Consider the following 21,314-nt stretch of genomic DNA (forward strand, 5'->3'; position numbering starts at 1 on the left):
CCGACGTCGGCGACGGTGGGCGGGGCGGGCTGGTCGACCACCACCCGGTAGAAGGCGCGCACCCCGTGCCAGTCGATCGGGTAGCCCTCGGGGCCGAGCGAGGCGGCGTCCCGGTGGCTGGCCACGCCGAGCAGCTCGACGAGGCGGCCGGTCTGGCCGGTCTCCTCCACCAGCTCCCGGATCAGCGCGGCGCCGGGCTGCTCGCCGTAGTCGGTGCCACCGCCGGGCAGGTGCCAGCAGCCGGCCCCCGGGTACCCGTCGGAGACCCGGGTCAGCAGCACCCGGTCGTCGGGGTCGGTCACCACCGCGTACGCGGCGAAGCGCTGCGCCCGGTGCAGGCCGTCCGGGCCGGGTACGGCGTAGAAGGAGGGGAACTCCGGCGGCTCGTCCGGGACGATGTCGGCGGAGGAGGCGGGCAGGCCGAGGGCGCGCGCGGTGAACGAGCGCAGCGGCAGCTCGCGGGCCTCGGCGAGGGTGTACCAGCGGGCCAGGTCGGTGGGGCGCTCGACCCGGTCGGTGAGGGTGCCGCCGCGCACCGAGACCCGGTAGAGCAGGCGGTCGGTGTGGATGGTGATGCCCCGCTCGGGCAGGGCCCGCATGTCGGCGAGGACGTCGTCGAGGCCGGAGACGGCGACCGAGAGCCCCGTCTCGGCGGCGGTCTCCCGGACGACGGTGTGCTTCGGGTCCTCGCCGTGGTCGACCGCCCCACCGGGCAGGGACCACACGCCGGGGGTGCCGGAGCGCTCCGATGCGCGGACCAGCAACACTCGGCCGACTGAATCAGCACAGACTGCGTATGCCGCGATCCTGCGGAGCGGCTCCAGCAAGGTGGTCACGGAGCCAAATTCTCCCCGCCCGTGGTCACCTGCATCGAAAAGAGTCGGATTCCTGACTCAGGGCTGGCAGGTCAGGGATCGGTCAGGGTAGGGATCCGGGCGGTCACCGAGGGCGGCCGGCCGCCCCGCGCGGACCGTGGAGACATGACCTCGACCACCACACCCCAGGCCCCGTACAAGCAACTCCGCCGACCCACCACCGACCGGATGGTCGCCGGCGTCGCCAGCGGCCTCGGCCGCTACTTCGCCGTCGACCCCACCCTGGTCCGGGTGGTCTTCGCCGTCGCGACCCTGCTGACCGGCGGGATCGCCGCGCTGGCGTACCCGATCATGTGGTTCCTGATGCCCGAGGAGCCGGCGGGCGCGCCCGCCTGGCCGCACCCGGCGGCCGCCGCGCCGCACGGCACGGCGCCCACCCCGGGGTACGCCCCGCAGCCGGCCCCGGCCACCCGGCCGGAGCCGCCGACGGTCGTGCAGCCGACCTACCCGCCGCAGCAGCCGCCGACGGCGTGAGCCGACCGGCTCACTCCCACTCGATGGTGCCCGGCGGCTTGCTGGTCACGTCCAGGACCACCCGGTTGACCTCGGCGACCTCGTTGGTGATCCGGGTGGAGATCCGGGCGACGACCTCGTAGGGCAGCCGGGACCAGTCGGCGGTCATCGCGTCCTCGCTGGAGACCGGGCGCAGCACCACGGGATGCCCGTAGCTGCGCCCGTCACCCTGCACGCCGACGCTGCGCACGTCGGCCAGGAGGACCACCGGGAACTGCCAGACGCCCCGGTCCAGCCCGGCGGCGGTCAGCTCCTCGCGGGCGATCAGGTCCGCCTGGCGGAGCAGGTCCAGCCGCTCCCGGTCGACCGCGCCGATGATCCGGATGGCCAGGCCCGGGCCCGGGAACGGGTGCCGCCAGACCATCGCCTCGGGCAGGCCCAGCTGCAGGCCCAGCGCCCGCACCTCGTCCTTGAACAGCGTGCGCAGCGGCTCGACCAGGGCGAACTTCAGGTCCTCCGGCAGGCCGCCGACGTTGTGGTGACTCTTGATGTTGGCGGTGCCGGTGCCGCCGCCGGACTCCACCACGTCGGGGTAGAGGGTGCCCTGCACCAGGAACTCGACGTCGCCGTGGGAGGCGATCTCGCGGGCGGCGGCCTCGAAGACCCGGATGAACTCCCGGCCGATGATCTTGCGCTTCTGCTCCGGGTCGGTGACCCCGGCCAGCGCGCCGAGGAACCGCTCCTGCGCGTCGACCACCTTGAGCTTGATGCCGGTGGCCGCCACGTAGTCCTTCTCCACCTGCTCGGCCTCGCCGGCGCGCAGCAGGCCGTGGTCGACGAAGACGCAGGTGAGCTGGTCGCCGACGGCCTTGTGCACCAGCGCCGCGGCGACCGCGGAGTCCACGCCGCCGCTCAGGCCGCAGATGACCTCCTTGTCGCCGACCTGCTCACGGATCCGGGCGATCTGCTCGTCGATGATGTTCTCGGGCGTCCAGGTGGGCTCGATGCCGGCGATCTCGTACAGGAAGCGGGTCAGCATCTCCTGCCCGTGCGCGGTGTGCCCGACCTCGGGGTGGAACTGCACGCCGGCCCGGCGGCCGGCCAGGTCCTCGAAGGCGGCGACCGGGGCACCGGCCGACTCGGCGGTCACCGTGAAGCCCTCCGGGGCCTCGGTGACGCAGTCGCCGTGGCTCATCCAGACCGGCAGGTCGGCCGGCAGATCGCGGAGCAGCACGCCGGGTTCGAGGAGGCGGGGGCGCAGCGGGGTGCCGCCGTACTCCCGGTTGCCGGTCCGCGCGACCGTGCCGCCGAGCGCCTGGGCCATCGCCTGGAAGCCGTAGCAGATGCCGAAGACCGGGACACCGGAGTCGAACATCCCGGCATCGATCTGCGGGGCGTCGGGCGCGTAGACGCTGGACGGACCGCCGGACAGGATGATCGCGGCCGGGTCCTTCGCCAGCATCTCGGCGACCGGCATCGAATGCGGGACGATCTCCGAGTAGACCTTCGCCTCGCGCACCCGGCGCGCGATGAGCTGGGCGTACTGGGCTCCGAAGTCCACCACGAGGACGGGGCGAGGCGTGCTCATGTGCAGAAAGCCTACCGACCGTCACGCCGGCGCCCGGCACGGGCCACACTCCCCGCGCGCCGTGTCACTCCCGTCGCCGCCGACGCCGCTCCGATCCGCCGTCGCGAGCCGCAGTCGGCGGGTCAGCCGCGCAGCGCGCCGGGAGCGTCCGCCGGCACCGCGGGGCGGTACGGGGGCACCGGCTCGACCCGGGCGTACGCCGAGCCGAGCGGCGGGCGCGGGTCCTCCTGGCCCCGGTTCGGCCAGAACGACATCGCCCGCTCGGCCTGCGCGGTGATCGTCAGCGAGGGGTTCACGCCGAGGTTCGCCGAAACCGCCGCGCCGTCCACCACGTGCAGCCCGGGGTGGCCGTAGACCCGGTGCCAGGGGTCAACCACCCCGTCGGCCGGGGACGCCCCGATCACCGCCCCACCGAGGATGTGCGCGGTCATCGGGATGTTGAACGGCTCGGTCAGCGCGCCGCCCGCCGTACCGCCGATCTCCTCGGCGAGCAGCCGGACGGCGTCGTTGCCGGCCGGGATCCAGGTCGGGTTGGGCGCGCCGTGCCCCGGGCCGGTGACCAGCCGCCGGCCGAACGGGCCGCGCCGGAACCGGGTGGTCAGCGAGTTGTCCACCGACTGCATGACCAGGGCGATCACCGTGCGCTCCGACCAGCCGCGGACCGACAGCATCCGGGCCGCCAGCGCCGGGTGCCGGACGATGCTGCCCAGCCAGCGCCGGACCCGGCGTGGCCCGCCGTCGACCAGCAGCGACTGGAGCAGCCCCATCGCGTTCGAGCCCCGGCCGTAGCGGACCGGTTCGATGTGGGTCTGCGGATCGGGGTGGAACGAGCTGGTGATGGCCACTCCCTCGGTGAAGTCCAGCCGCTCGGCGCGGGCCCGCCGGCGGGGCACCGAGGCGCCGAGGATGGCCTCGGAGTTGGTCCGGGTCAGCTCGCCGAGCCGGTCGGACAGGCCGGGCAGCGCCCCGCTCGCCTTCATCTCGTGCAGCAGCCGCTGGGTGCCCAGCGCCCCGGCGGCGAGCACCACCTCGTCGGCGTGGATCACCCGCCGGCGCCGCCGCAGCCAGGCGCCCGTGCGCTCGGTGTGCACCTCGTACCCGCCGCCGGGCGCGGGGCGCACGGCGGTCACCGTGGTCAGCGGATGGACGTCGACGCCGAGCCGCTCGGCCAGCCAGAGGTAGTTCTTGACCAGGGTGTTCTTGGCGCCGTGGCGGCACCCGGTCATGCAGGAGCCGCAGTGCGTGCAGCCGGTGCGCTCCGGGCCGACCCCGCCGAAGTACGGGTCGGGCACCCGCTGCCCGGGGCGGCCGATGTGCACGCCCACCGGGGTGGCGTGGAAGGTGTGCCCCACCCCCATCCGCTCGGCGACGGCGCGCATCGCCCGGTCCGCCCCGGTCACGACTGGGTACGTGGTGACGCCGAGCATCCGCTTCGCCTGGTCGTAGTGGCGGGCCAGTTCGTCGCGCCAGTCGGTGATGCCCTTCCACTGCGGATCGTCGTAGAAGGCGTCCAGCGGCTCGTAGAGCGTGTTGGCGTAGACCAGCGAGCCGCCGCCCACCCCCGCCCCGGAGAGCACCATGACCCCGCCGCCGGCCTTCCGGTCGGCCGACCGGAGCAGGGTGATCCGCTGCAGGCCGTAGCAGCCGAGCTTCGGGGCCCAGAGGAAGCGCCGGGCCCGCCACGAGGTCTGCGGGAACTCGTCGTCGGCGAACCGCCGGCCGGCCTCCAGCACGCCGACGGTGTAACCCTTCTCGGCCAACCGGAGCGCCGCGACGCTGCCGCCGAAGCCGGACCCGATGACGACCACGTCGTACCGCATGAACGCATCATTACCGCTGAGTAGCCATCGCGCCAGCGCCAGTTTTCACGCGATCATGATCGCGTCAGCCGATCCGTCAGGTCGCGCCCGCAACTCGGGACCCCCGTCGGAACGTTGTCCTCCAGGGGGTGCCGCATGGCTCACGAGACAGGGGCGCGACGACCGCGCCGGGTGCTGCTGCTGGCCGCCCTCGCCGCCGTCGTCCTGGTCGCCGCCGGGGCCGTGGTGGTCACCCGCCTGGTCGCCGACGACGGGCCGCAGCGCCGGCCGGGGCCGGTCGGCACCACCGCCACCGCCGCACCGGGCGGCACCGCGCAACCCGGCCCGACCGCCCCGCCCGGGGCCGGCATCACCGGCCCGCTCAACCTGCTGCTGGTCGGAGTGGACACCCGGGTCAGCGTCCCCGGGTGGGAGCCGCACGGCGACTCGGTGCTGGTGCTGCACGTGCCGGCGGGGCTGGACCGGGCGTACCTCTTCACCCTCCCCCGGGACCTGCTGGTGGACATCCCGGCCTTCCCCAAGGCGGGCTACCGGGGCGGAAAGACCAAGCTCACCCACGCGATGAGCTACGGCAGCCGGGTGCCGGGCAAGCCCAAGCAGCCCAGCGCCGCCCAGGGGTACGAGCTGCTGCGCAGCACGGTCAGCGGCTACACCGGGCTGCGCTTCGACGCCGGCGCGGTGATCACCTTCGGCGGCTTCGACAAGCTGGTGGACACCCTGGGCGGGGTGGACCTCTACGTCGACGAGCGGGTGGTGTCGCTGCACCGCCGGCCGGACGGCAGGCACCGCGACCCGGCGCCCCGCGGGGGCGGCTACGTCGGGCCGCAGATGGTCTACGAGAAGGGCCAGCGGCACCTCAACGGCTGGCAGGCGCTGGACTACGCCCGCCAGCGCTACATCCCCGGCGGCGACTACGCCCGGCAGCGCCACCAGCAGCAGCTGCTCCGCGCGCTCACCGCCAAGATCCTCGGCGAGAACCTGGCCCGGCAGCCGGACCGGGTCGAGCAGGTGGTCGGCGCGCTCGGCGACACCCTGATCTACGCCGGCGGTCCCCGCATCGTCGACCTCGCGTACGCCCTCGGCGGGCTGACCGTGGACCGGTTCACCCTGGTCGCGCTCCCCGGCAGTGGGGTGGGCAAGGGGCGCGCGTACCGGGGTGAGGAACTCAAGCCGGTCGGCCGGCAGTTCCTCACCGCGCTCAAGGCCGGCGACGCCGAGAAGTTCCTCACCGCCCACCCCGAGCTGCGGGTGAAGAACTAGAGCCGCTTCGGGGCCGGCGGCCGGTCGGTGCCGCGCAGCCAGGCGTCGAAGAGGCTGTCCAGCTGCTTGCCGGAGACCCGCTCGGCGAGCGCGACGAACTCGGCGGTGGTGGCGTTGGCGTTGCGCTTCTCCGCCGCCCAGGTCTTCAGGATCCGGAAGAACGCCGGATCGCCGACCGCCACCCGCAGCGCGTGCACGGTCATCCCGCCCCGCTGGTAGACCGACTCGCTGAACAGGTTCGCCCGGCCCGGCTCGGCCGGCGGCGTCTGCCAGACACGGCTCGACGAAACGGCGTACCGCCCGTCGAAGGCCGCCTGGGCGGTGCCGGTGCCCCGGTGCTCGGCCCAGAGCCACTCGGCGTACGTGGCGAGGCCCTCGTTGAGCCAGATGTCCTGCCACTTCGCCAGCGAGACGCTGTTGCCGAACCACTGGTGGGCCAGCTCGTGGGCGACCACGCCGGTGTTCTCCCCGCCCCGGAAGAAGCCCGCCCCGTAGACCGGGCGGCTCTGCGTCTCCAGCGCGTACCGGATCCGGTCGTCGGCGACCACCACCCCGCCGTACGCGGCGAACGGGTACGGCCCGAAGACGCTCTCCAGGTAGTCGGCGACCTCGGTGGTGCGGGCCATCGACGCGTCGGCGGCCCCCTTGCCGAGCGTGCTGCTGACCGCGCTGAACACCGGTCGTCCCTTGTGCTCGCCGGTCGTCACCCGGTAGTCACCGATCACGACGGTGCTCAGGTAACTGGCCATCGGGGCCGCCTCGGACCACTTCCAGGTGGTCCAGCCGCCGGCGTCCGAGCGCCCCTTCGGCACCCCGTTGCTGACCGCGGTCAGCCCCTTCGGGACGGTGATCTCGATGTCGTAGGTCGCCTTGTCCGACGGGTGGTCGTTGACCGGGAACCAGGTGCTCGCCGACTCCGGCTGGCCCAGGGCGATCGCGCCGTCGTCCGTGTGCAGCCAGCCGCCCTCGCCGAGCACCTCGGTGCGCAGCGGCTCCGGCCTGCCCTCGTAGCTGATCTCGGCGGTGAAGCCGTTGCCGGCGGCCAGCCCGGCGGCCGGGGTGACCACCAGCTCGTCGGCCTCGCGCGCGTGGCGGGCCGGCGCGCCGTCCACAGTGACCTCCCGCACGGTCAGCCCGGCCAGGTCCAGGTGGAACGCGGACAGGTCGGCGGTGGCCGTGGCCTGCACGGTGGCGGTGCCGGTGAGCCGGTCGGCCGCCGGGTCGTAGCGGACCTTGACCGCGTACCGCCCGACGTCGTACCCGCCGTTGCCGTAGCTGGGGAAGTAGGCGTCGCCGACGCCGGCGGCGCCCGGGGCGAACTGCCGCCCGGCGGTCGGGGACGGCGCCCCGGCCGGCGTCCGCTCCGGCTCGGGTTCCAGGTCGGCGCCGCAGCCGGCGAGCCCGAGGGCCGCCACCGTCACCAGACCGACGCCCCGCCGCATCCACGCCATGGCCACCCGCCGCCTCCCCGTGCCGTCGGTGGCAGCCTACCGACCGGCGGCCACCGGGCCTGACGCCTCACGGCAGGGCGGGGGCGACACCGCCGGCCAGCCAGGCGTCCAGGAACAGGCGCAGCGGGCGGCCGGCGACCTGCTCGGCGTACGCGACGAAGTCGCCGGTGGTGGCGACGGCGTCGCGCCGCTGCCCGGTCCAGCCGCGCAGCAGGCCGAAGAAGGTCTCGTCGCCGACGGTCCGGCGCAGCGCGTGCACCGCCAGGGCGCCCCGCTGGTAGACCCCGTCGCCGAACATCGCGGCCCGGCCGGGGTCGACCGCCGGGTGGGACCAGTCGGTGGCGGCGTAGCGCCGCTCGAAGGCCCGCTGCACGGTCGGGCCGCCGTCGTGCTCCGCCCAGAGCCATTCGGCGTACGTGGCGAAGCCCTCGTTGAGCCAGATGTCCTGCCACTTCGCCACCGAGACGCTGTTGCCGAACCACTGGTGGGCCAGCTCGTGGACCACCACCGACAGGTTCGGCCGGTCGCCGGAGAAGAAGCCCGGCCCGTAGACCGGGCGGGACTGGGTCTCCAGCGCGTAGCCGATCCGACGGTCGGCGACCACGATGCCGCCGTAGGAGTCGAACGGGTACGGCCCGAACCGGCTCGCCAGGAAGTCGGCCAGCTCACCGGTGCGGGCCAGCGAGGACGCCGCCGGCCCGGTCCGCGGCAGGCCGGCCGGCACCGCCGTGACCATCGGCTTGCCGGCGTGCGTGCCGGTCTCGACCCGGTAGTCGCCGATCACCAGCGTGCTCAGGTAGCTGGCCATCGGCGCGCGCTCGGCCCACCGCCAGGTGGTCCAGCCGTCGGCGCTGGTCCGCTTCCCCGGCACCCCGTTGCTCAGCGCGGCCAGCCCGTCCGGGACCGTCACCTCGATGTCGTAGGTGGCCTTGTCCGACGGGTGGTCGTTGACGGGGAACCAGGTGGCCGCCGACTCCGGCTGGCCCAGCGCGATCGCGCCGTCGGCGGTGTGCAGGAAACCCCCGCTGCCCAGCTCGCCGTCGGGCAGGGCGGTCGGCACTCCGGCGTAGTCGACCTCGACGGTGAACCCGGTGCCGCGGGGCAGCCCGCGCGGCGGCGTGACCACCAGCTCGGCACCGTCGCGGCGGTACCGGGCCGCCGCCCCGGAGACCGTCACCTGGGAGACGTCCAACCCGACCAGGTCCAGGTTGAACCGGGACAGCGCGGCGGTGGCGGTGGCGGTGACGATCGCCCGGCCGGTCAACCGGTCGGCGGCCGGGTCGTAGCGCACCCGCAGCCGGTAGCCGGAGACGTCGTAGCCGCCGTTGCCGCGACCGGGGACGTACGGGTCGCCGGCGTCGGCGGCGCCGGGCCGGAACTCGCGGCGGTCGTCGCGGTCGTCGCGGTCGGGCGTGCACCCGGCGGTGGCCAGGGTCGTCGCCGCCACGGCGGCGGCGAGCAGGGACCTGGGCCGGATACGACGCACCGGCCGAGCCTAATCGGCGCGACCGGTGCGTCGGGGCGATTTGTCCGGGTCAGCGATCCAGGACCAGGCCGACCTTCTGGAACTCCTTGAGGTCGCGGTAGCCGCACTTGGCCATCGCGCGGCGCAGCCCGCCGAAGAGGTTGAGCTGGCCGTCCGGCTCGTCGGCCGGACCGAAGAGCAGCTGCTCCATCGAGCCCAGCGGCTCACCGGCGACCTCGAACGCGCCGCGCGGCAGCGACGGGTGGCTGGCGGCCGAGTGCCACCAGGCGCCACCGGCCGGCGCCTCCTCGCAGAGCGACAGCGCCTCGCCGAGCATCACCGCGTCCGCGCCGCAGCCCAGCGCCTTGGCGATGTCGCCGGAGGTCTGGATGTCGCCGTCGGCGATCAGGTGCACGTACCGGCCACCGGTCTCGTCCAGGTAGTCGCGGCGGGCCGCGGCGGCGTCGGCGATCGCGGTGGCCATCGGCACCCGGATGCCCAGCACCGACTCGGTGGTGGACCAGTCGTCGCCGCCGATGCCGACGATCACGCCGGCCGCGCCGGTGCGCATCAGGTGCAGCGCCGTCTTGTAGTCGGTGCAGCCGCCCACCACGACCGGCAGGTCGAGGTCGGCGATGAACTCCTTGAGGTTCAGCGGCTCGTCGGTGGTCGAGACGTGCTCGGCCGAGACGATGGTGCCCTGGATGACCAGGATGTCGACGCCGGCGTCGAGGATCACCGGGGCCAGCGCCAGGGTGTGCTGCGGGGAGACCCGGACGGCCACGGTGCCGCCGCCGGCGCGCAGCTCGCGCACCCGCTCGGCGATCAGGTCGGGGCGGATCGGCTCGGCGTAGACCTCCTGGAGCCGCTTGGTCGCCCGGGCGTCCTCGCCGAGACCGGCCAGCTCCTCCAGGACCTTGGCCGGGTTCTCGTACCGGGTCCACAGGCCCTCGACGTTGAGCACGCCGAGCCCGCCGAGCTGGCCGAGCCGCACGGCGGTGGCGGGGCTCATCGTGGCGTCCGACGGGTGCCCGACGCAGGGGATGCCGAACTGGTACGCGTCGAGCTGCCAGCCGGTCGAGACGTCGTCGACGTCCCGGGTGCGGCGGCTCGGCACGATGGCGATGTCGTCCAGGTGGTAGCCGCGCTGCGCGGTCTTGCCCAGCCCGATCTCGACCACGTCACGCATGGGGGACTCCAGGTGGTTGGGGGTGTTGGTCAGCGGGAGTGGTAGTTGGGCGCCTCGACGGTCATCTGGATGTCGTGCGGGTGGCTCTCCTTGAGCCCGGCCGCCGTGATCCGGATGAGCTGACCGCGGCGGTGCAGCTCGGGGATGCTCTCCGCGCCGACGTACCCCATCGCGGCGCGCAGCCCACCGATGAGCTGGTGGGCGACCGCGGAGAGCGGCCCCCGGTAGGGCACCTGGCCCTCGACGCCCTCGGGGACGAGCTTGTCCTCGGCGAGCACGTCCTGCTGGAAGTAGCGGTCCTTGGAGTAGGACTTGCCCTGGCCGCGGGACTGCATCGCGCCGAGCGAGCCCATCCCCCGGTACGCCTTGTACTGCTTGCCGTTGATGAAGATCAGCTCGCCCGGGCTCTCCTCGCAACCGGCCAGCAGGCTGCCGAGCATCACCGTGTCGGCACCGGCGACCAGTGCCTTGGCGATGTCGCCGGAGTACTGGATGCCGCCGTCGCCGATCACCGGTACGCCCGCGGGCCGCGCGGCCTCCATGATCGCGGTGATCTGCGGTACGCCCACCCCGGCGACGATCCGGGTGGTGCAGATCGCGCCCGGGCCGACACCCACCTTGACGCCGTCGGCGCCCGCGTCGACCAGCGCCTTCGCCCCGGCGTACGTGGCGACGTTGCCGCCGACGATGTCGATCGCGACGTCCTTCTTGAGCTGGCGCACCATGTCCAGCACGGCCCGCTGGTGGCCGTGCGCGGTGTCCACGATGATCACGTCGACGCCGGCGTCCACCAGCGCGCGGGCCCGCTTGTACGCGTCGTCGCCCACGCCGACGGCCGCCGCGACCCGGAGCCGGCCGGCGTCGTCCTTGGTGGCGTTCGGGTACTGCTCGCTCTTGGTGAAGTCCTTGACCGTGATCAGCCCGCGCAGCCGGCCGGACCCGTCGACAATCGGCAGCTTCTCCACCTTGTGCCGGCGGAGCAGGTCGAGGGCCTCGTCCTTGCTCACCCCGACCGGCGCGGTGACCAGCGGGGTGCGGGTCATGATCTCGTGGACCGGGGTCTGGGGGGCGGAGACGAACCGCATGTCCCGGTTGGTGACGATGCCGACCAGCTGCCCGTCGCCGTCGACCACCGGCACGCCGGAGATGCGGTAACGGCCGCAGAGCTCGTCGACCTCGCGGAGGGTGTCGTCGGGGCTGGCCGTGACCGGGTTGGTGATCATGCCGGACTCGGAGCGCTTCACCAGGTCGACCTGGAGCGCCTGGTCCTCCAGGGAGAGGTTGCGGTGCAGCACGCCGATGCCGCCCTGACGGGCCATCGCGATCGCCATCCGCGCCTCGGTGACCGTGTCCATCGCGCTGGAGAGCAGCGGCACGGTCAGCTCGACGTTGCGGGTGAGCCGGGTGCGGGTATTGACCCGGCTGGGCACCACGTCCGACTCGCCCGGCTGGAGCAGCACGTCGTCGAAGGTCAGGCCGAGCGGCACGACCCGCGCCGAGCCGGCCGGCAGCTCCGGCAGGTGACCACCCGGCTCGCCGCCGCCGGCGCCGCCGGGAAGATCAGTGCTGGGCGAATTCTCCACGATTGCTCTCCTGAGCTGCTCGGACGGGCTTCAGCGAGGTGGCGCGCGCGGGCACCGGCGCACGCCTGAGTGACGACGCGTCGTTTCATCGTACCCATTGAGCTGGGCCGCCCCCGGCGGTGCCGCCGCGGGTCGGCGGCGCCACAGGGCCTCCCCGGGGGGACGCGTCCGGCGGGCGTTGGGACTACGGTGAGGGGGTGCACGACGAGCCCATCGACCCGTTCAACGGCGACCCGGCCGATCCGGCTGCTGGCCTGCACGATCCGCGTGAGGACGACCCGCTCGACCCGCTGACCGAGGTCGAGCGCCAGGACGTCCTGGAGGACCTGGCCGACCTGGAGATCTACCAGGCCCTGCTGGCGCCGATCGGGGTGCGCGGGCTGGTGATCGAGTGCGAGGACTGCCGGGAGCCGCACTACTTCGACTGGGACCTGCTCCGGGGCAACCTGCGCCACCTGCTCAGCTCCGGCCGCCCCCGGGTGCACGAGCCCGCCTACGACCCCGACCCGGACCACTACGTCACCTGGGACTACGCGCGCGGCTACGCCGACGGGGTGCACGACACCCTGACCGAGGCCGCCGAGGAGGAGTCCCCCTCCGAGGACTGAGCCCGGCCGGGAGCGGCAGCCGGCTCAGGCGACCAGGCCGGCGCGGAAGCCGGCGGCCACCGCGTGCGCGCGGTCCCGGGCGCCGAGCTTGCGGAACAGCCGGCGGGCGTGCGTCTTGACGGTGTCCTCCGAGACGAACAGCTCCCGCCCGATCTCGGCGTTGCTCTTCCCCTCGGCCATCCCGAGCAGCACCTGCAGTTCCCGCTCGGTCAGCCCGACCGCGCTGCGCCCGCCCCGGGCGCCGGGCGCACCGCGCCGCCCCGGCTGCGCGGGTGCCTCCGGCTCGGCGGCGTCCGCCTCGGCCTCGTCGTCGCCGCGCTGCACCGGCACCACCGACGGGGGCCCGCCGGGCGGCCCCTCGGCCGGTCCGGCGGACCAGGCCGGGCCCGACGTGCCCGGGGTACGCCCGGGCGAGGGCCGGGGCGGCGCGCCGACCGCGGCGGTGTCCCGGGCCGGGTCGCTGACCCGGTGCCGGGACGCCCGGCCGGGAGCGGAGAGCAGCAGCAGTGCCTTGGCCACCGCGCTGGTCAGATCGTGGTCGGTGCCCTGGATCAACCCCCGGGCGCCGGCGTTGATCGTCGCCGCGGCGGCCTCGGACTCCTCGGCGCCGAGCAGCAGCACGGCCGCCTGCGGCGCGCGGGCCAGCACCCGCCGGACGAAGCCGGCGCTGTCGGGCCGGGTGAGGGCGGTGTCGGCGAGCACGACGTCGACCGGGCGCTCGGCGAGCCGCAGCATCACCTCGGGATCGGAGACGGCGGTGCGCACGACCGCGGCCAGGCCGAGCCGGGCCGCCGCCGAGGTCAACTGCTGCGCGGCGAGTGGTGTCCGGACGCAGACGAGAACGGTACGCACGGTGGTCTCCTCTCCGCAGAGAGCAGACCATGGCGGGCTGGGCCGGGGTGGGGGTTCCCCGCAATCCTCCTAACTTTTCCGACATCTAGGGCATATGCCGCTTGTTGTCCGAGCTTTTCGATCACAGAAGTGTGAGTCGGGGAAAGGTCGGGTACCGAGACGCCAGGCCGGAAACGGTGCGCCTGCGCGGACCGCCGCCCGGACGCCGGATGCGAACGAGACCTCCGCGGTGCCGCGCGGGAGGAGGGGTGCTGATGTCGAACGTACGTAGACTGCCCGGACCCATCGTCGACCTGTGGGACTGGCAGCGGCTCGGTGCCTGCCGAGGGCGGGACAGCGCACAGTTCTTCCACCCGGACGGCGAGCGCGGCTCGTCCCGGCTGCGCCGTGAGTCCGGCGCCAAGGCCGTCTGCCGGGCCTGCCCGGTCCGGGCCGAGTGCGCCGCGCACGCGCTGTCCGTCCGGGAGCCGTACGGCGTCTGGGGCGGCTTCAGCGAGTCCGAGCGGCTGCGCCTGCTGGCGCTCGGCTGGGAGGACCTGGCCGACCGCCGGCAGACCCGGGTGGACATCGCCCGGCTGGAGGCCCGCCTGGGCCGCCCCCACAAGTCCGCCGTGCCGGACCAGCGCAAGATCGCCTGACCCCGGCTCAAAGACCCCGACCGACGCCGCGCTCCCGCCGGAGCGCGGCGTCGGCCCGTCCCGGGCCGGGTCGCGCCGCCCTGTCCGGGGTCGGCCGCCAGGGTCGTCGCGCCCCATTTGCGGTGGGTCGGGGTGTCGCCGCCGTGGGACACCCCGACCCACCGCAAGCCGGGGTACGGGTACGGGACCACCTGGGGTGACCGCCCGGGTCAGCGGACGGTGACCCGCACCGTGTGCCAGCCGGTCGCGCCGTCCGGCTCCACCGGCTGCGCCAGCCCGGTCTGCGTCTCGCCCGTGGCGTCGGTCGCCCGCACCTGGAGGGTGTGCTCGCCCGGGGTGGCGTCCCAGCGCCAGGACCACTGCACCCAGGTGTCCACCGACACCGTCGGGGCGAGCGTCGCCTCCCGCCACGGGCCGCCGTCGACGCGTACCTCCACCCGGCTGATCCCCCGGCGCTGGGCCCAGGCCACCCCGGCCACCATCACCGGGCCGGCGGTGAGCCGGTTACGCGGGCGGGGCGTGTCGATGCGGGACTGCGTCTTCACCGGCCCCTGCGCCGACCAGCCCCGCGGCACCCAGTACGCGTCGAAGTCGGCGAAGCTGGTCAGCTCCAGCTCGGTCACCCACTTGCAGGCCGAGACGTAGCCGTACAGGCCCGGCACCACCATCCGGACCGGGAAGCCGTGCTCCACCGGCAGCGGCTCGCCGTTCATCCCGACCGCCAGCAGCGCGTCCCGCCCGTCGCGCAGCACCGCCGTCGGGGTGCCGCAGGTCCAGCCGTCGACCGAGCGGCCCACCACCTGGTCCGCACCCTCCTCCGGGTCCGCCTCGTCGAGCAGCTCCCGGATGGGTACGCCGAGCCAGCGGGCGTTGCCGATCAGGTCCCCGCCCACCTCGTTGGAGACGCAGGCCAGGGTCACGTACCGCTCCACCAGCGGCCGGGCGAGCAGGTCGGCGTAGCTCAGCTCGATCGGGTTGCGCACCCGCCCGTGGATGCGCAGCCGCCACGTCTCCGGATCCACCTGCGGCACCACCAGCGCGGTGTCGATCCGGTAGAACCCGCTGGTCGGGGTGACGTAGGAGGCGAGCTGCGCCAGCGGCAGATCGGCGCCGGCCGGTACCGCAGGCGCCGCCGCCGACGGGGCGGGCAGCGTGACGGCCTTGCGGGCCGCGGACACGCCACGGCGGCCGGCGAGCCAGTGCCCGCCCAGCCCGGCCACCGCCGCCGCACCGGCCAGCGCACCCACCCCGCCCAGGAACCGGCGCCGCGACTCCGGGTCGCTGCTCTCCAACGGCTCCCACCCGGCCGGCGGACCAGTCACCCCAGCCGAGCCGCCACCCACCGCGCCCGCGCCGACCGACCCGGAACTGCCGTCGTGCGGTTCGGCCGGCGAATGGCCGGCAGTGCCGACCGAGGCAGGGCCGGCGGTCTCCGCGCCGTGTGGCGCAGCGTCGACGGTCTCCGGGCCGGCCGGCGTAGGACCGGCGTGCTGTTGGCCGGGCAGGGGCGTCGGCGGGGTCCAGGGCCACGGATCGACCTGCAACGGGCCGGCCAGGAAGGCCCAGAGCACCAGCCCGCCCAGCCCCGCGCCGACCAGCGAGGGCAGCGCGTCGGCGGCGTCCGCGCCGGCCCGGGTCAGGGCGGCGGCCACGCCGAGGGCGGCGAAGGCCGCGATGCCGGTCAGGCCGATCCAGAGCCGGCGGACCGACCACAGCCCGAGCAACGCGGCGAACGCCGCGAGCAGCAGCGCCGTCCCGACCAGCAGGGCGATCTTGTCGTACGTGCCGAACAGGTCGATCGCGAACTGCGTCAACGGCTCGGGTGCGACGTCCACGACCAGCCCACCGACCGCGATCAGCGGGGCGGACCGGGAGCCGGTGAGGACCGCGACCGGCTCGGCGGCACCGATGGCCACGGCGGCGGCCGTGATCCCGGCGAGCGCGGCGAGGCCGCGGGGCGTGCTGCTCATCGGCCCAGTGTTGTCGGTCGACCCGGCCGACCGCCAACCGTGTCAGCGTTCCGTAATCCGCCCCCTGGGACGCGTCAGGGCGCACCGTCGGGGAGACGGTGCGCCCTGATTCGGCGTACGCCGTGGGTCAGAAACCCGGGCCGTGCTGGTGGCCGTGACCGTGGCCGTGGCCGTGCCCACCGGCGGCGGCCGGCTCGGCCTTCTCCGGCTTCTCCACCACGAGGCTCTCGGTGGTGAGCAGCAGGCCGGCGATCGACGCGGCGTTGGTGACCGCGTTGCGGGTCACCTTCACCGGGTCGATGATGCCGGACTTCACCAGGTCGACGTACTCGCCGGTGGCGGCGTCGAGGCCGTTGCCCCACTCCTTGCCGGCGACCTTCTGCACCACGACGTAGCCGTCGTGGCCGGCGTTCTGGGCGATCCAGCGCAGCGGCTCGACCAGCGCCTTGCGGACGATCGACACACCGGTCTTCTCGTCGCCGGTGAGGCCCAGGTCGTCGGCGAGCACCGGCAGGATCTGCGCCAGCGCGGCGCCACCACCGGGCACCGTGCCCTCCTCGACGGCGGCCTTGGTCGCGGCGATGGCGTCCTCGATGCGGTGCTTGCGCTCCTTCATCTCGACCTCGGTCGCCGCGCCCACCTTGATGACCGCGATGCCACCGGAGAGCTTCGCCAGCCGCTCGGCCAGCTTCTCCCGGTCCCACTCGGAGTCCGAGGCCTCGATCTCCTTGCGGATCTGCGCGACCCGGTCGGCGACCTCGGAGGACTGCCCGCCACCGTCGACGACGGTGGTGTTCTCCTTGTCGACCACGACGCGCCGGGCGGTGCCGAGCACCTCCAGGCCGACCTGGTCGAGCTTGTAGCCCAGCTCCGGGGCGACCAGCTCGGCGCCGGTCAGGATCGCCATGTCCTGGAGCATCGCCTTGCGGCGGTCGCCGAAGCCGGGGGCCTTCACCGCGCAGACCTTGAGGGTCTTGCGGATCGAGTTGACCACCAGGGTCGACAGCGCCTGGCCCTCGACGTCCTCCGCGATGATCAGCAGCGGCTTGTTGTTCTGGAGGACCTTCTCCAGCAGCGGCAGCAGCTCCTCGATCGCCGAGATCTTCTGCGTGGTGATGAGGATGTACGGGTCCTCCAGGACCGACTCCTGCGACTCCGCGTCGGTGACGAAGTTCGGGGAGATGAAGCCCTTGTCGAACTGCAGGCCCTCGGTCACCTCGAGCTCGGTGGTGAGCGCGGAGCCCTCCTCGACGGTGATCACACCGTCGCGGCCGACCTTCTCCATCGCCTCGGCGATCAGCTCGCCGATGGTGGCGTCCTGCGCGGAGATCGTCGCGACGTGCGCGACCGACTCCTTGCTGGAGACCTCGACGGCCCGGTCGAGCAGCGCCTCGGAGACCTTGGCGGCCGCCGCGTCGATGCCCCGCTTGAGACCGGACGGGTTGGCCCCGGCGGTCACGTTGCGCAGGCCCTCACGGACCATGGCCTGGGCCAGCACGGTCGCGGTGGTGGTCCCGTCGCCGGCGACGTCGTTGGTCTTGGTCGCCACCTCCTTGACCAGCTGCGCGCCGAGGTTCTCGTACGGGTTGGTGAGCTCGATCTCCTTGGCGATGGTCACGCCATCGTTGGTGATCGTGGGCGCACCGAATTTCTTGTCCAGGACGACGTTGCGCCCGCGCGGGCCGAGGGTGACCTTGACCGCGTCCGCGAGGGCGTTGACACCGTGCTCGAGCAGGTGCCGGGCGTCGTCCGAGAAGCTCAGGATCTTCGCCATGAATGTCCCTTCGAAGCGCCGCTGCCCCGGCCCGGCGAGCCGGACCGGGGCAGCGACACTGATCGGTTGCTTACTTCTCGATGACCGCGAGGACGTCGCGGGCGGAGAGCACCAGGTACTCCTCGCCGGCGTACTTGACCTCGGTGCCGCCGTACTTCGAGTAGAGAACGGTGTCGCCGACCTTGACGTCGAGCGGCACGCGGTTGCCCTTGTCGTCGATCCGGCCCGGGCCGACAGCGAGGACGGTGCCCTCCTGCGGCTTCTCCTTGGCGGTGTCGGGGATCACGATGCCCGAGGCGGTGGTGGTCTCGGCCTCGTTCGCCTGGACCACGATGCGGTCCTCGAGCGGCTTGATCGCAACCTTGGTCGCGGTAGTCACGGGCATACCCTCCTGGGGTACTGGTTTCGTTGCCGGTCGACCGGGGCCGACCAGCGTCAATCTGCCACATGCCACCGGGCGGGGCCGTCGTCGCGGGTGCCGGTCCGCCTGGCGTTCAGCGCCCGCGCCGGATGGCCCGGGAGCTGGCACCCTCAGGGTGAGAGTGCTAATCGCAGGTTATTCCTCGGCTAGCACTCCGTCAAGGAGAGTGCCAGCGCGTCGCCGCCGAACGGCCATGGTCAACTCCGTTTGCGGCGTGTCGGGGCATGCCGGCGCCGGGACACCCCGACACGCCGCAAAGCCGGGCGACCGAGCTGGCCGGTGAGCCGGGGGCGCAGGGGTGGGCGCTGGTCGGGTCGGGAGAATGGGCGCGTGGACATCGACCAGCTCGCCGCGCTGCGTACCCCCGAGGGGTCGGCCGCGCTCGCGGCGGCGGCCGAGCTGGCCGGCGGCGACCCGCTGGCCTCGGCCGCCGCGCTGCGCTCCGCCGGGGTGCCGGCCGGGTTGGCCGCCGCCGCGCTGACCCAGGCCGAGCTGCGCCGCCGGGCGGTCGGCAAGTTCGGGCCGGAGGCCGCGGGCATGCTATTCACCCGGGCCGGGCTGGAGCAGGCCACCCGCCGGCCGGTCGCGGACCGGCGGGCCGCGCGGCTGCGCGCCGCCGGTGTGCGCACCCTCGCCGACCTCGGGTGCGGCCTCGGCGCCGACGCACTGGCCGCCGCCCGGGCCGGCATCCGGGTGTACGGGGTCGAGGCCGACCCGGTGACCGCCGCGATGGCCGCCGCGAACGCCGAGGCGGCCGGGCTGGCCGGGCAGTTCACGGTGGAGTGCGGCGACGCGACGGCGTTCGACGTGACCCGGGTCGACGGGGTGTTCTGCGACCCGGCACGACGCCGGGCGGGCACCGGCCGGCGGATCTTCGACCCGAACTCCTACTCCCCGCCCTGGGACTTCGTCACCAGTCTGGCCGAGCGGGTGCCGTACACGGTGGTGAAGGTGGCCCCCGGCATCGACCACGCGCTGATCCCGGCCGGGGCCGAGGCGGAGTGGGTGAGCGCGGACGGCGACCTGGTCGAGGCGGCGCTCTGGTGCGGGCGGCTGGCCGAGGTGCCCCGCCGGGCCACCGTGCTGCGCGGCGACGTCGCGCACCGGCTCACCGGATCGGGCGCGGCGGAGGCGGCGGTCGGCCCGACCCGCCGCTTCCTGTACGACCCGGACCCGGCGGTGGTCCGCGCGCATCTGGTCGCCGAACTGGCCGACGCGCTCGGCGCCACGATCGCCGACCCGAGCATCGCCTACCTGTACGCGGACACCCCGGCCGCCACCCCGTTCGCCCGCTGCCTGGAGGTCACCGACGTGCTGCCGTTCTCCCTCAAGCGGCTGCGCGCGCTGCTGCGGGAGCGCCGGGTGGGCCGGGTCGAGATCCTCAAGCGCGGCTCGGCGCTGGAGCCGGAGAAGCTGCGCCGCGACCTGAGGCTGGCCGGCGACGCGGCGGCGAGCCTGGTGCTCACCCGGGTCGCGGCGGCGCCGACGGTGCTCCTCTGCCGGCCCGTGGCGAACTGACGCCGTCCGCCGGGTTAGCGTGACCGGCATGGCGGGACAGGGCACTCCGGCAACGGCGCTGCTGACGAAGCGGAAGATCCGGCACAGCACCCACCCGTACGAGGTCTCCCCCGACGCGCCGAACTACGGCGCCCTGGTCGCCGAGGCGCTCGGGGTGCCGCCCGAGCGGGTGTTCAAGTCGCTGGTCACCGAGGTGGACGGGGCGCTGACGGTGGCCGTCGTCCCGGTCACCGGCGAACTGGACCTCAAGGCGCTCGCCGCGGCCGTCGGCGGCAAACGCGCGACGCTGGCCGACCGGGCGGCCGCCGAGCGGGCCACCGGTTACGTCCGGGGCGGCATCAGCCCGCTCGGCCAGCGCAAGCGGCTGCCCACGGTGCTGGACTCCTCGGCGCTGGCGTACGACACCGTCTACGTCTCGGCCGGCCGTCGTGGCCTCCAGCTCCAACTGGCCCCGGCCGATCTGGTCGCGCTGACCGACGCCGGCACCGCTCCCCTCGCCGCGCACTGATCAGTTTCAGCCGACCCGGCGCGGCCGCGGGAAACAGTTCCGTGCCGCCGGAGCGAGCGGTCCGCGAAGCGGATCCGAGCGGAGGTCGATTTCCCCATTTTCCCGCGTTACGGGATCGTTACGGCCGTCCGACACACTCGTGAGCTCGGCAGTCTTGCGCCGCCGACAGGCTGGCAATACGTTGCCGCTCACAACAAACCAGCGGTCATCCCCCACCCCGAAAGGACCCGTGCAGATGCGCAAGGGCCTCCTCGCACTCACCGTCGCCGGCCTGCTGGTCGGCAACGGCGTGACCGGCTGCGGCGACCAGCTCACCAACGACAGCGCGGCCGGTGGCGCCAGGAAGCCGAAGATCGGCGTGATCCTGCCCGACAGCAGGACCTCCGCCCGGTGGGAGGGCGCGGACCGCAGATTCCTCAAGGAGGCGTTCGACGCCGCGGGAATCGACTCCGACATCCAGAACGCGCAGGGCGACAAGAGCCAGTTCTCCAACATCGCGGAACAGATGATCACCAGTGGCGCCACCGTTCTGATGATCGTCAATCTCGATTCCGGCACCGGCAAGGCGGTGCTGGAGAAGGCACGCTCGCAGGGCATCGCCACCATCGACTACGACCGGCTCACCCTCGGCGGCTCCGCGGAGTACTACGTCAGCTTCGACAACGAGGCGGTGGGCAAGCTCCAGGGCCAGGGCCTGGCCAAGTGCCTGGAGGAGAAGGGCGCCCGGAAGCCGGTCGTCGCCTTCCTCAACGGCTCACCCACCGACAACAACGCCACCCTGTTCAAGAGCGGCGCAGACTCGGTCCTCAAGCCCCGCTTCGACGCCGGCGACTTCGACAAGGGCCCCGACCAGTGGGTGCCGGACTGGAACAACCCCCAGGCCGGAGTCATCTTCGAGCAGATGCTCACCCAGACCGAGGGCCGGATCGACGGCGTCCTCGCGGCCAACGACGGCCTCGGCAACGCGGCCATCTCGGTGCTGAAGAAGAACAAGCTCAACGGCAGGATCCCGGTGACCGGCCAGGACGCCACCGCCCAGGGCCTGCGCAACATCCTCGCCGGCGACCAGTGCATGACCGTCTACAAGGCGATCAAGGAAGAGGCGAAGGCCGCCTCCGACCTGGCCATCGCGCTCGCCAACGGGGAACGCAAGGAGACCGGCCAGACCGTTCGGGACCCGGAGACCGGCCGGGCCGTGGACGCCATCCTGCTCACCCCCAAGGCCATCTACGCCGACGACGTCAAGGACGTGATCGCCGACGGCTTCGTCACCAAGGACGAGGTCTGCTCCGGGGGATACGCCAAGCTCTGCGCCGCCGCCGGCGTCAACTGACGGCATCC

At 73.7% G+C, this 21,314-nt stretch carries 18 protein-coding genes; 7 read left to right on the forward strand and 11 right to left on the reverse strand.

Annotated features, from left to right (window positions below; genetic code table 11):
• A partial coding sequence (locus ACSNN7_RS17540; protein ID WP_436681889.1) for an NUDIX hydrolase occupies positions 1-836 on the reverse strand: 836 nt, incomplete at its 3' end.
• A gap of 144 nt (positions 837-980) precedes the next feature.
• On the opposite strand from ACSNN7_RS17540, the gene ACSNN7_RS17545 reads away from it, so the two are divergent.
• Positions 981-1,349 (forward strand): PspC domain-containing protein, encoded by a 369-nt coding sequence (locus ACSNN7_RS17545; protein WP_436681890.1) that lies wholly within the window; start codon positions 981-983, stop codon positions 1,347-1,349.
• A gap of 10 nt (positions 1,350-1,359) precedes the next feature.
• Here ACSNN7_RS17545 and guaA read toward each other — a convergent pair whose 3' ends face one another.
• Both guaA and ACSNN7_RS17555 read right to left on the reverse strand, forming a co-directional pair.
• Positions 1,360-2,916 (reverse strand): glutamine-hydrolyzing GMP synthase, encoded by a 1,557-nt coding sequence (guaA, locus tag ACSNN7_RS17550; protein WP_436681891.1) that lies wholly within the window; start codon positions 2,914-2,916, stop codon positions 1,360-1,362.
• A gap of 122 nt (positions 2,917-3,038) precedes the next feature.
• Entirely contained in the window at positions 3,039-4,736 is a 1,698-nt protein-coding gene (locus ACSNN7_RS17555; protein ID WP_436681892.1) for an FAD-dependent oxidoreductase, read from the reverse strand.
• 135 nt (positions 4,737-4,871) lie between these two features.
• On the opposite strand from ACSNN7_RS17555, the gene ACSNN7_RS17560 reads away from it, so the two are divergent.
• Entirely contained in the window at positions 4,872-5,996 is a 1,125-nt protein-coding gene (locus tag ACSNN7_RS17560; RefSeq protein WP_436681893.1) for an LCP family protein, read from the forward strand.
• Here ACSNN7_RS17560 and ACSNN7_RS17565 read toward each other — a convergent pair.
• From ACSNN7_RS17565 to guaB, 4 genes are all read right to left on the reverse strand, one after another.
• Positions 5,993-7,447 carry a M1 family metallopeptidase gene (locus tag ACSNN7_RS17565; protein WP_436681921.1) on the reverse strand — a complete coding sequence of 485 codons (1,455 nt, stop codon included), beginning with the start codon at positions 7,445-7,447 and terminating at the stop codon, positions 5,993-5,995. The genes ACSNN7_RS17560 and ACSNN7_RS17565 overlap by 4 nt on opposite strands.
• A gap of 67 nt (positions 7,448-7,514) precedes the next feature.
• Positions 7,515-8,933 carry a M1 family metallopeptidase gene (locus tag ACSNN7_RS17570; RefSeq protein ID WP_436681894.1) on the reverse strand — a complete coding sequence of 473 codons (1,419 nt, stop codon included), beginning with the start codon at positions 8,931-8,933 and terminating at the stop codon, positions 7,515-7,517.
• A gap of 49 nt (positions 8,934-8,982) precedes the next feature.
• The gene (locus ACSNN7_RS17575) at positions 8,983-10,101 is read right to left on the reverse strand and encodes a GuaB3 family IMP dehydrogenase-related protein (RefSeq protein WP_436681895.1); all 1,119 of its coding nucleotides are present in this window, start codon (positions 10,099-10,101) and stop codon (positions 8,983-8,985) included.
• Positions 10,102-10,130: 29 nt separating this feature from the next.
• Positions 10,131-11,684, reverse strand: coding sequence for an IMP dehydrogenase (gene guaB / locus ACSNN7_RS17580; protein WP_436681896.1), 1,554 nt, complete (start codon positions 11,682-11,684; stop codon positions 10,131-10,133).
• A 197-nt stretch (positions 11,685-11,881) separates the two neighbouring features.
• Between guaB and ACSNN7_RS17585 the strand changes: the two genes are divergently transcribed.
• Positions 11,882-12,292 carry a DUF5319 domain-containing protein gene (locus ACSNN7_RS17585; RefSeq protein WP_436681897.1) on the forward strand — a complete coding sequence of 137 codons (411 nt, stop codon included), beginning with the start codon at positions 11,882-11,884 and terminating at the stop codon, positions 12,290-12,292.
• A 24-nt stretch (positions 12,293-12,316) separates the two neighbouring features.
• On the opposite strand, the gene ACSNN7_RS17590 is transcribed toward ACSNN7_RS17585, so the two are convergent.
• Positions 12,317-13,144: a response regulator transcription factor gene (locus ACSNN7_RS17590; RefSeq protein ID WP_436681898.1), complete on the reverse strand. Its 828-nt coding sequence runs from the start codon at positions 13,142-13,144 to the stop codon at positions 12,317-12,319.
• 254 nt (positions 13,145-13,398) lie between these two features.
• Here ACSNN7_RS17590 and ACSNN7_RS17595 point away from each other — a divergent pair, with 254 nt between their 5' ends.
• Positions 13,399-13,782 carry a WhiB family transcriptional regulator gene (locus ACSNN7_RS17595; RefSeq protein WP_091290851.1) on the forward strand — a complete coding sequence of 128 codons (384 nt, stop codon included), beginning with the start codon at positions 13,399-13,401 and terminating at the stop codon, positions 13,780-13,782.
• Between the two features lie 209 nt (positions 13,783-13,991).
• Here ACSNN7_RS17595 and ACSNN7_RS17600 read toward each other — a convergent pair whose 3' ends face one another.
• From ACSNN7_RS17600 to groES, 3 genes are all read right to left on the reverse strand, one after another.
• Positions 13,992-15,596: a molybdopterin-dependent oxidoreductase gene (locus tag ACSNN7_RS17600; protein ID WP_436681922.1), complete on the reverse strand. Its 1,605-nt coding sequence runs from the start codon at positions 15,594-15,596 to the stop codon at positions 13,992-13,994.
• 283 nt (positions 15,597-15,879) lie between these two features.
• Positions 15,880-17,526, reverse strand: coding sequence for a chaperonin GroEL (gene groL, locus ACSNN7_RS17605; protein ID WP_436681899.1), 1,647 nt, complete (start codon positions 17,524-17,526; stop codon positions 15,880-15,882).
• Between the two features lie 70 nt (positions 17,527-17,596).
• Positions 17,597-17,911, reverse strand: a complete 315-nt coding sequence (gene groES, locus ACSNN7_RS17610; protein WP_089005269.1) for a co-chaperone GroES — start codon at positions 17,909-17,911, stop codon at positions 17,597-17,599.
• Positions 17,912-18,277: 366 nt separating this feature from the next.
• Here groES and ACSNN7_RS17615 point away from each other — a divergent pair, with 366 nt between their 5' ends.
• From ACSNN7_RS17615 to ACSNN7_RS17625, 3 genes are all read left to right on the forward strand, one after another.
• Positions 18,278-19,465, forward strand: a complete 1,188-nt coding sequence (locus ACSNN7_RS17615) for a THUMP-like domain-containing protein (RefSeq protein WP_436681900.1) — start codon at positions 18,278-18,280, stop codon at positions 19,463-19,465.
• Between the two features lie 28 nt (positions 19,466-19,493).
• The gene (ybaK, locus tag ACSNN7_RS17620) at positions 19,494-19,973 is read left to right on the forward strand and encodes a Cys-tRNA(Pro) deacylase (RefSeq protein ID WP_436681901.1); all 480 of its coding nucleotides are present in this window, start codon (positions 19,494-19,496) and stop codon (positions 19,971-19,973) included.
• Between the two features lie 235 nt (positions 19,974-20,208).
• Complete coding sequence (locus tag ACSNN7_RS17625) at positions 20,209-21,306, forward strand: sugar ABC transporter substrate-binding protein (protein WP_436681902.1); 1,098 nt, start codon at positions 20,209-20,211, stop codon at positions 21,304-21,306.
• Positions 21,307-21,314 lie beyond the last annotated feature (8 nt).

Source organism: Micromonospora sp. URMC 105, assembly GCF_051386295.1.
Classification (GTDB): Bacteria; Actinomycetota; Actinomycetes; order Mycobacteriales; family Micromonosporaceae; genus Micromonospora.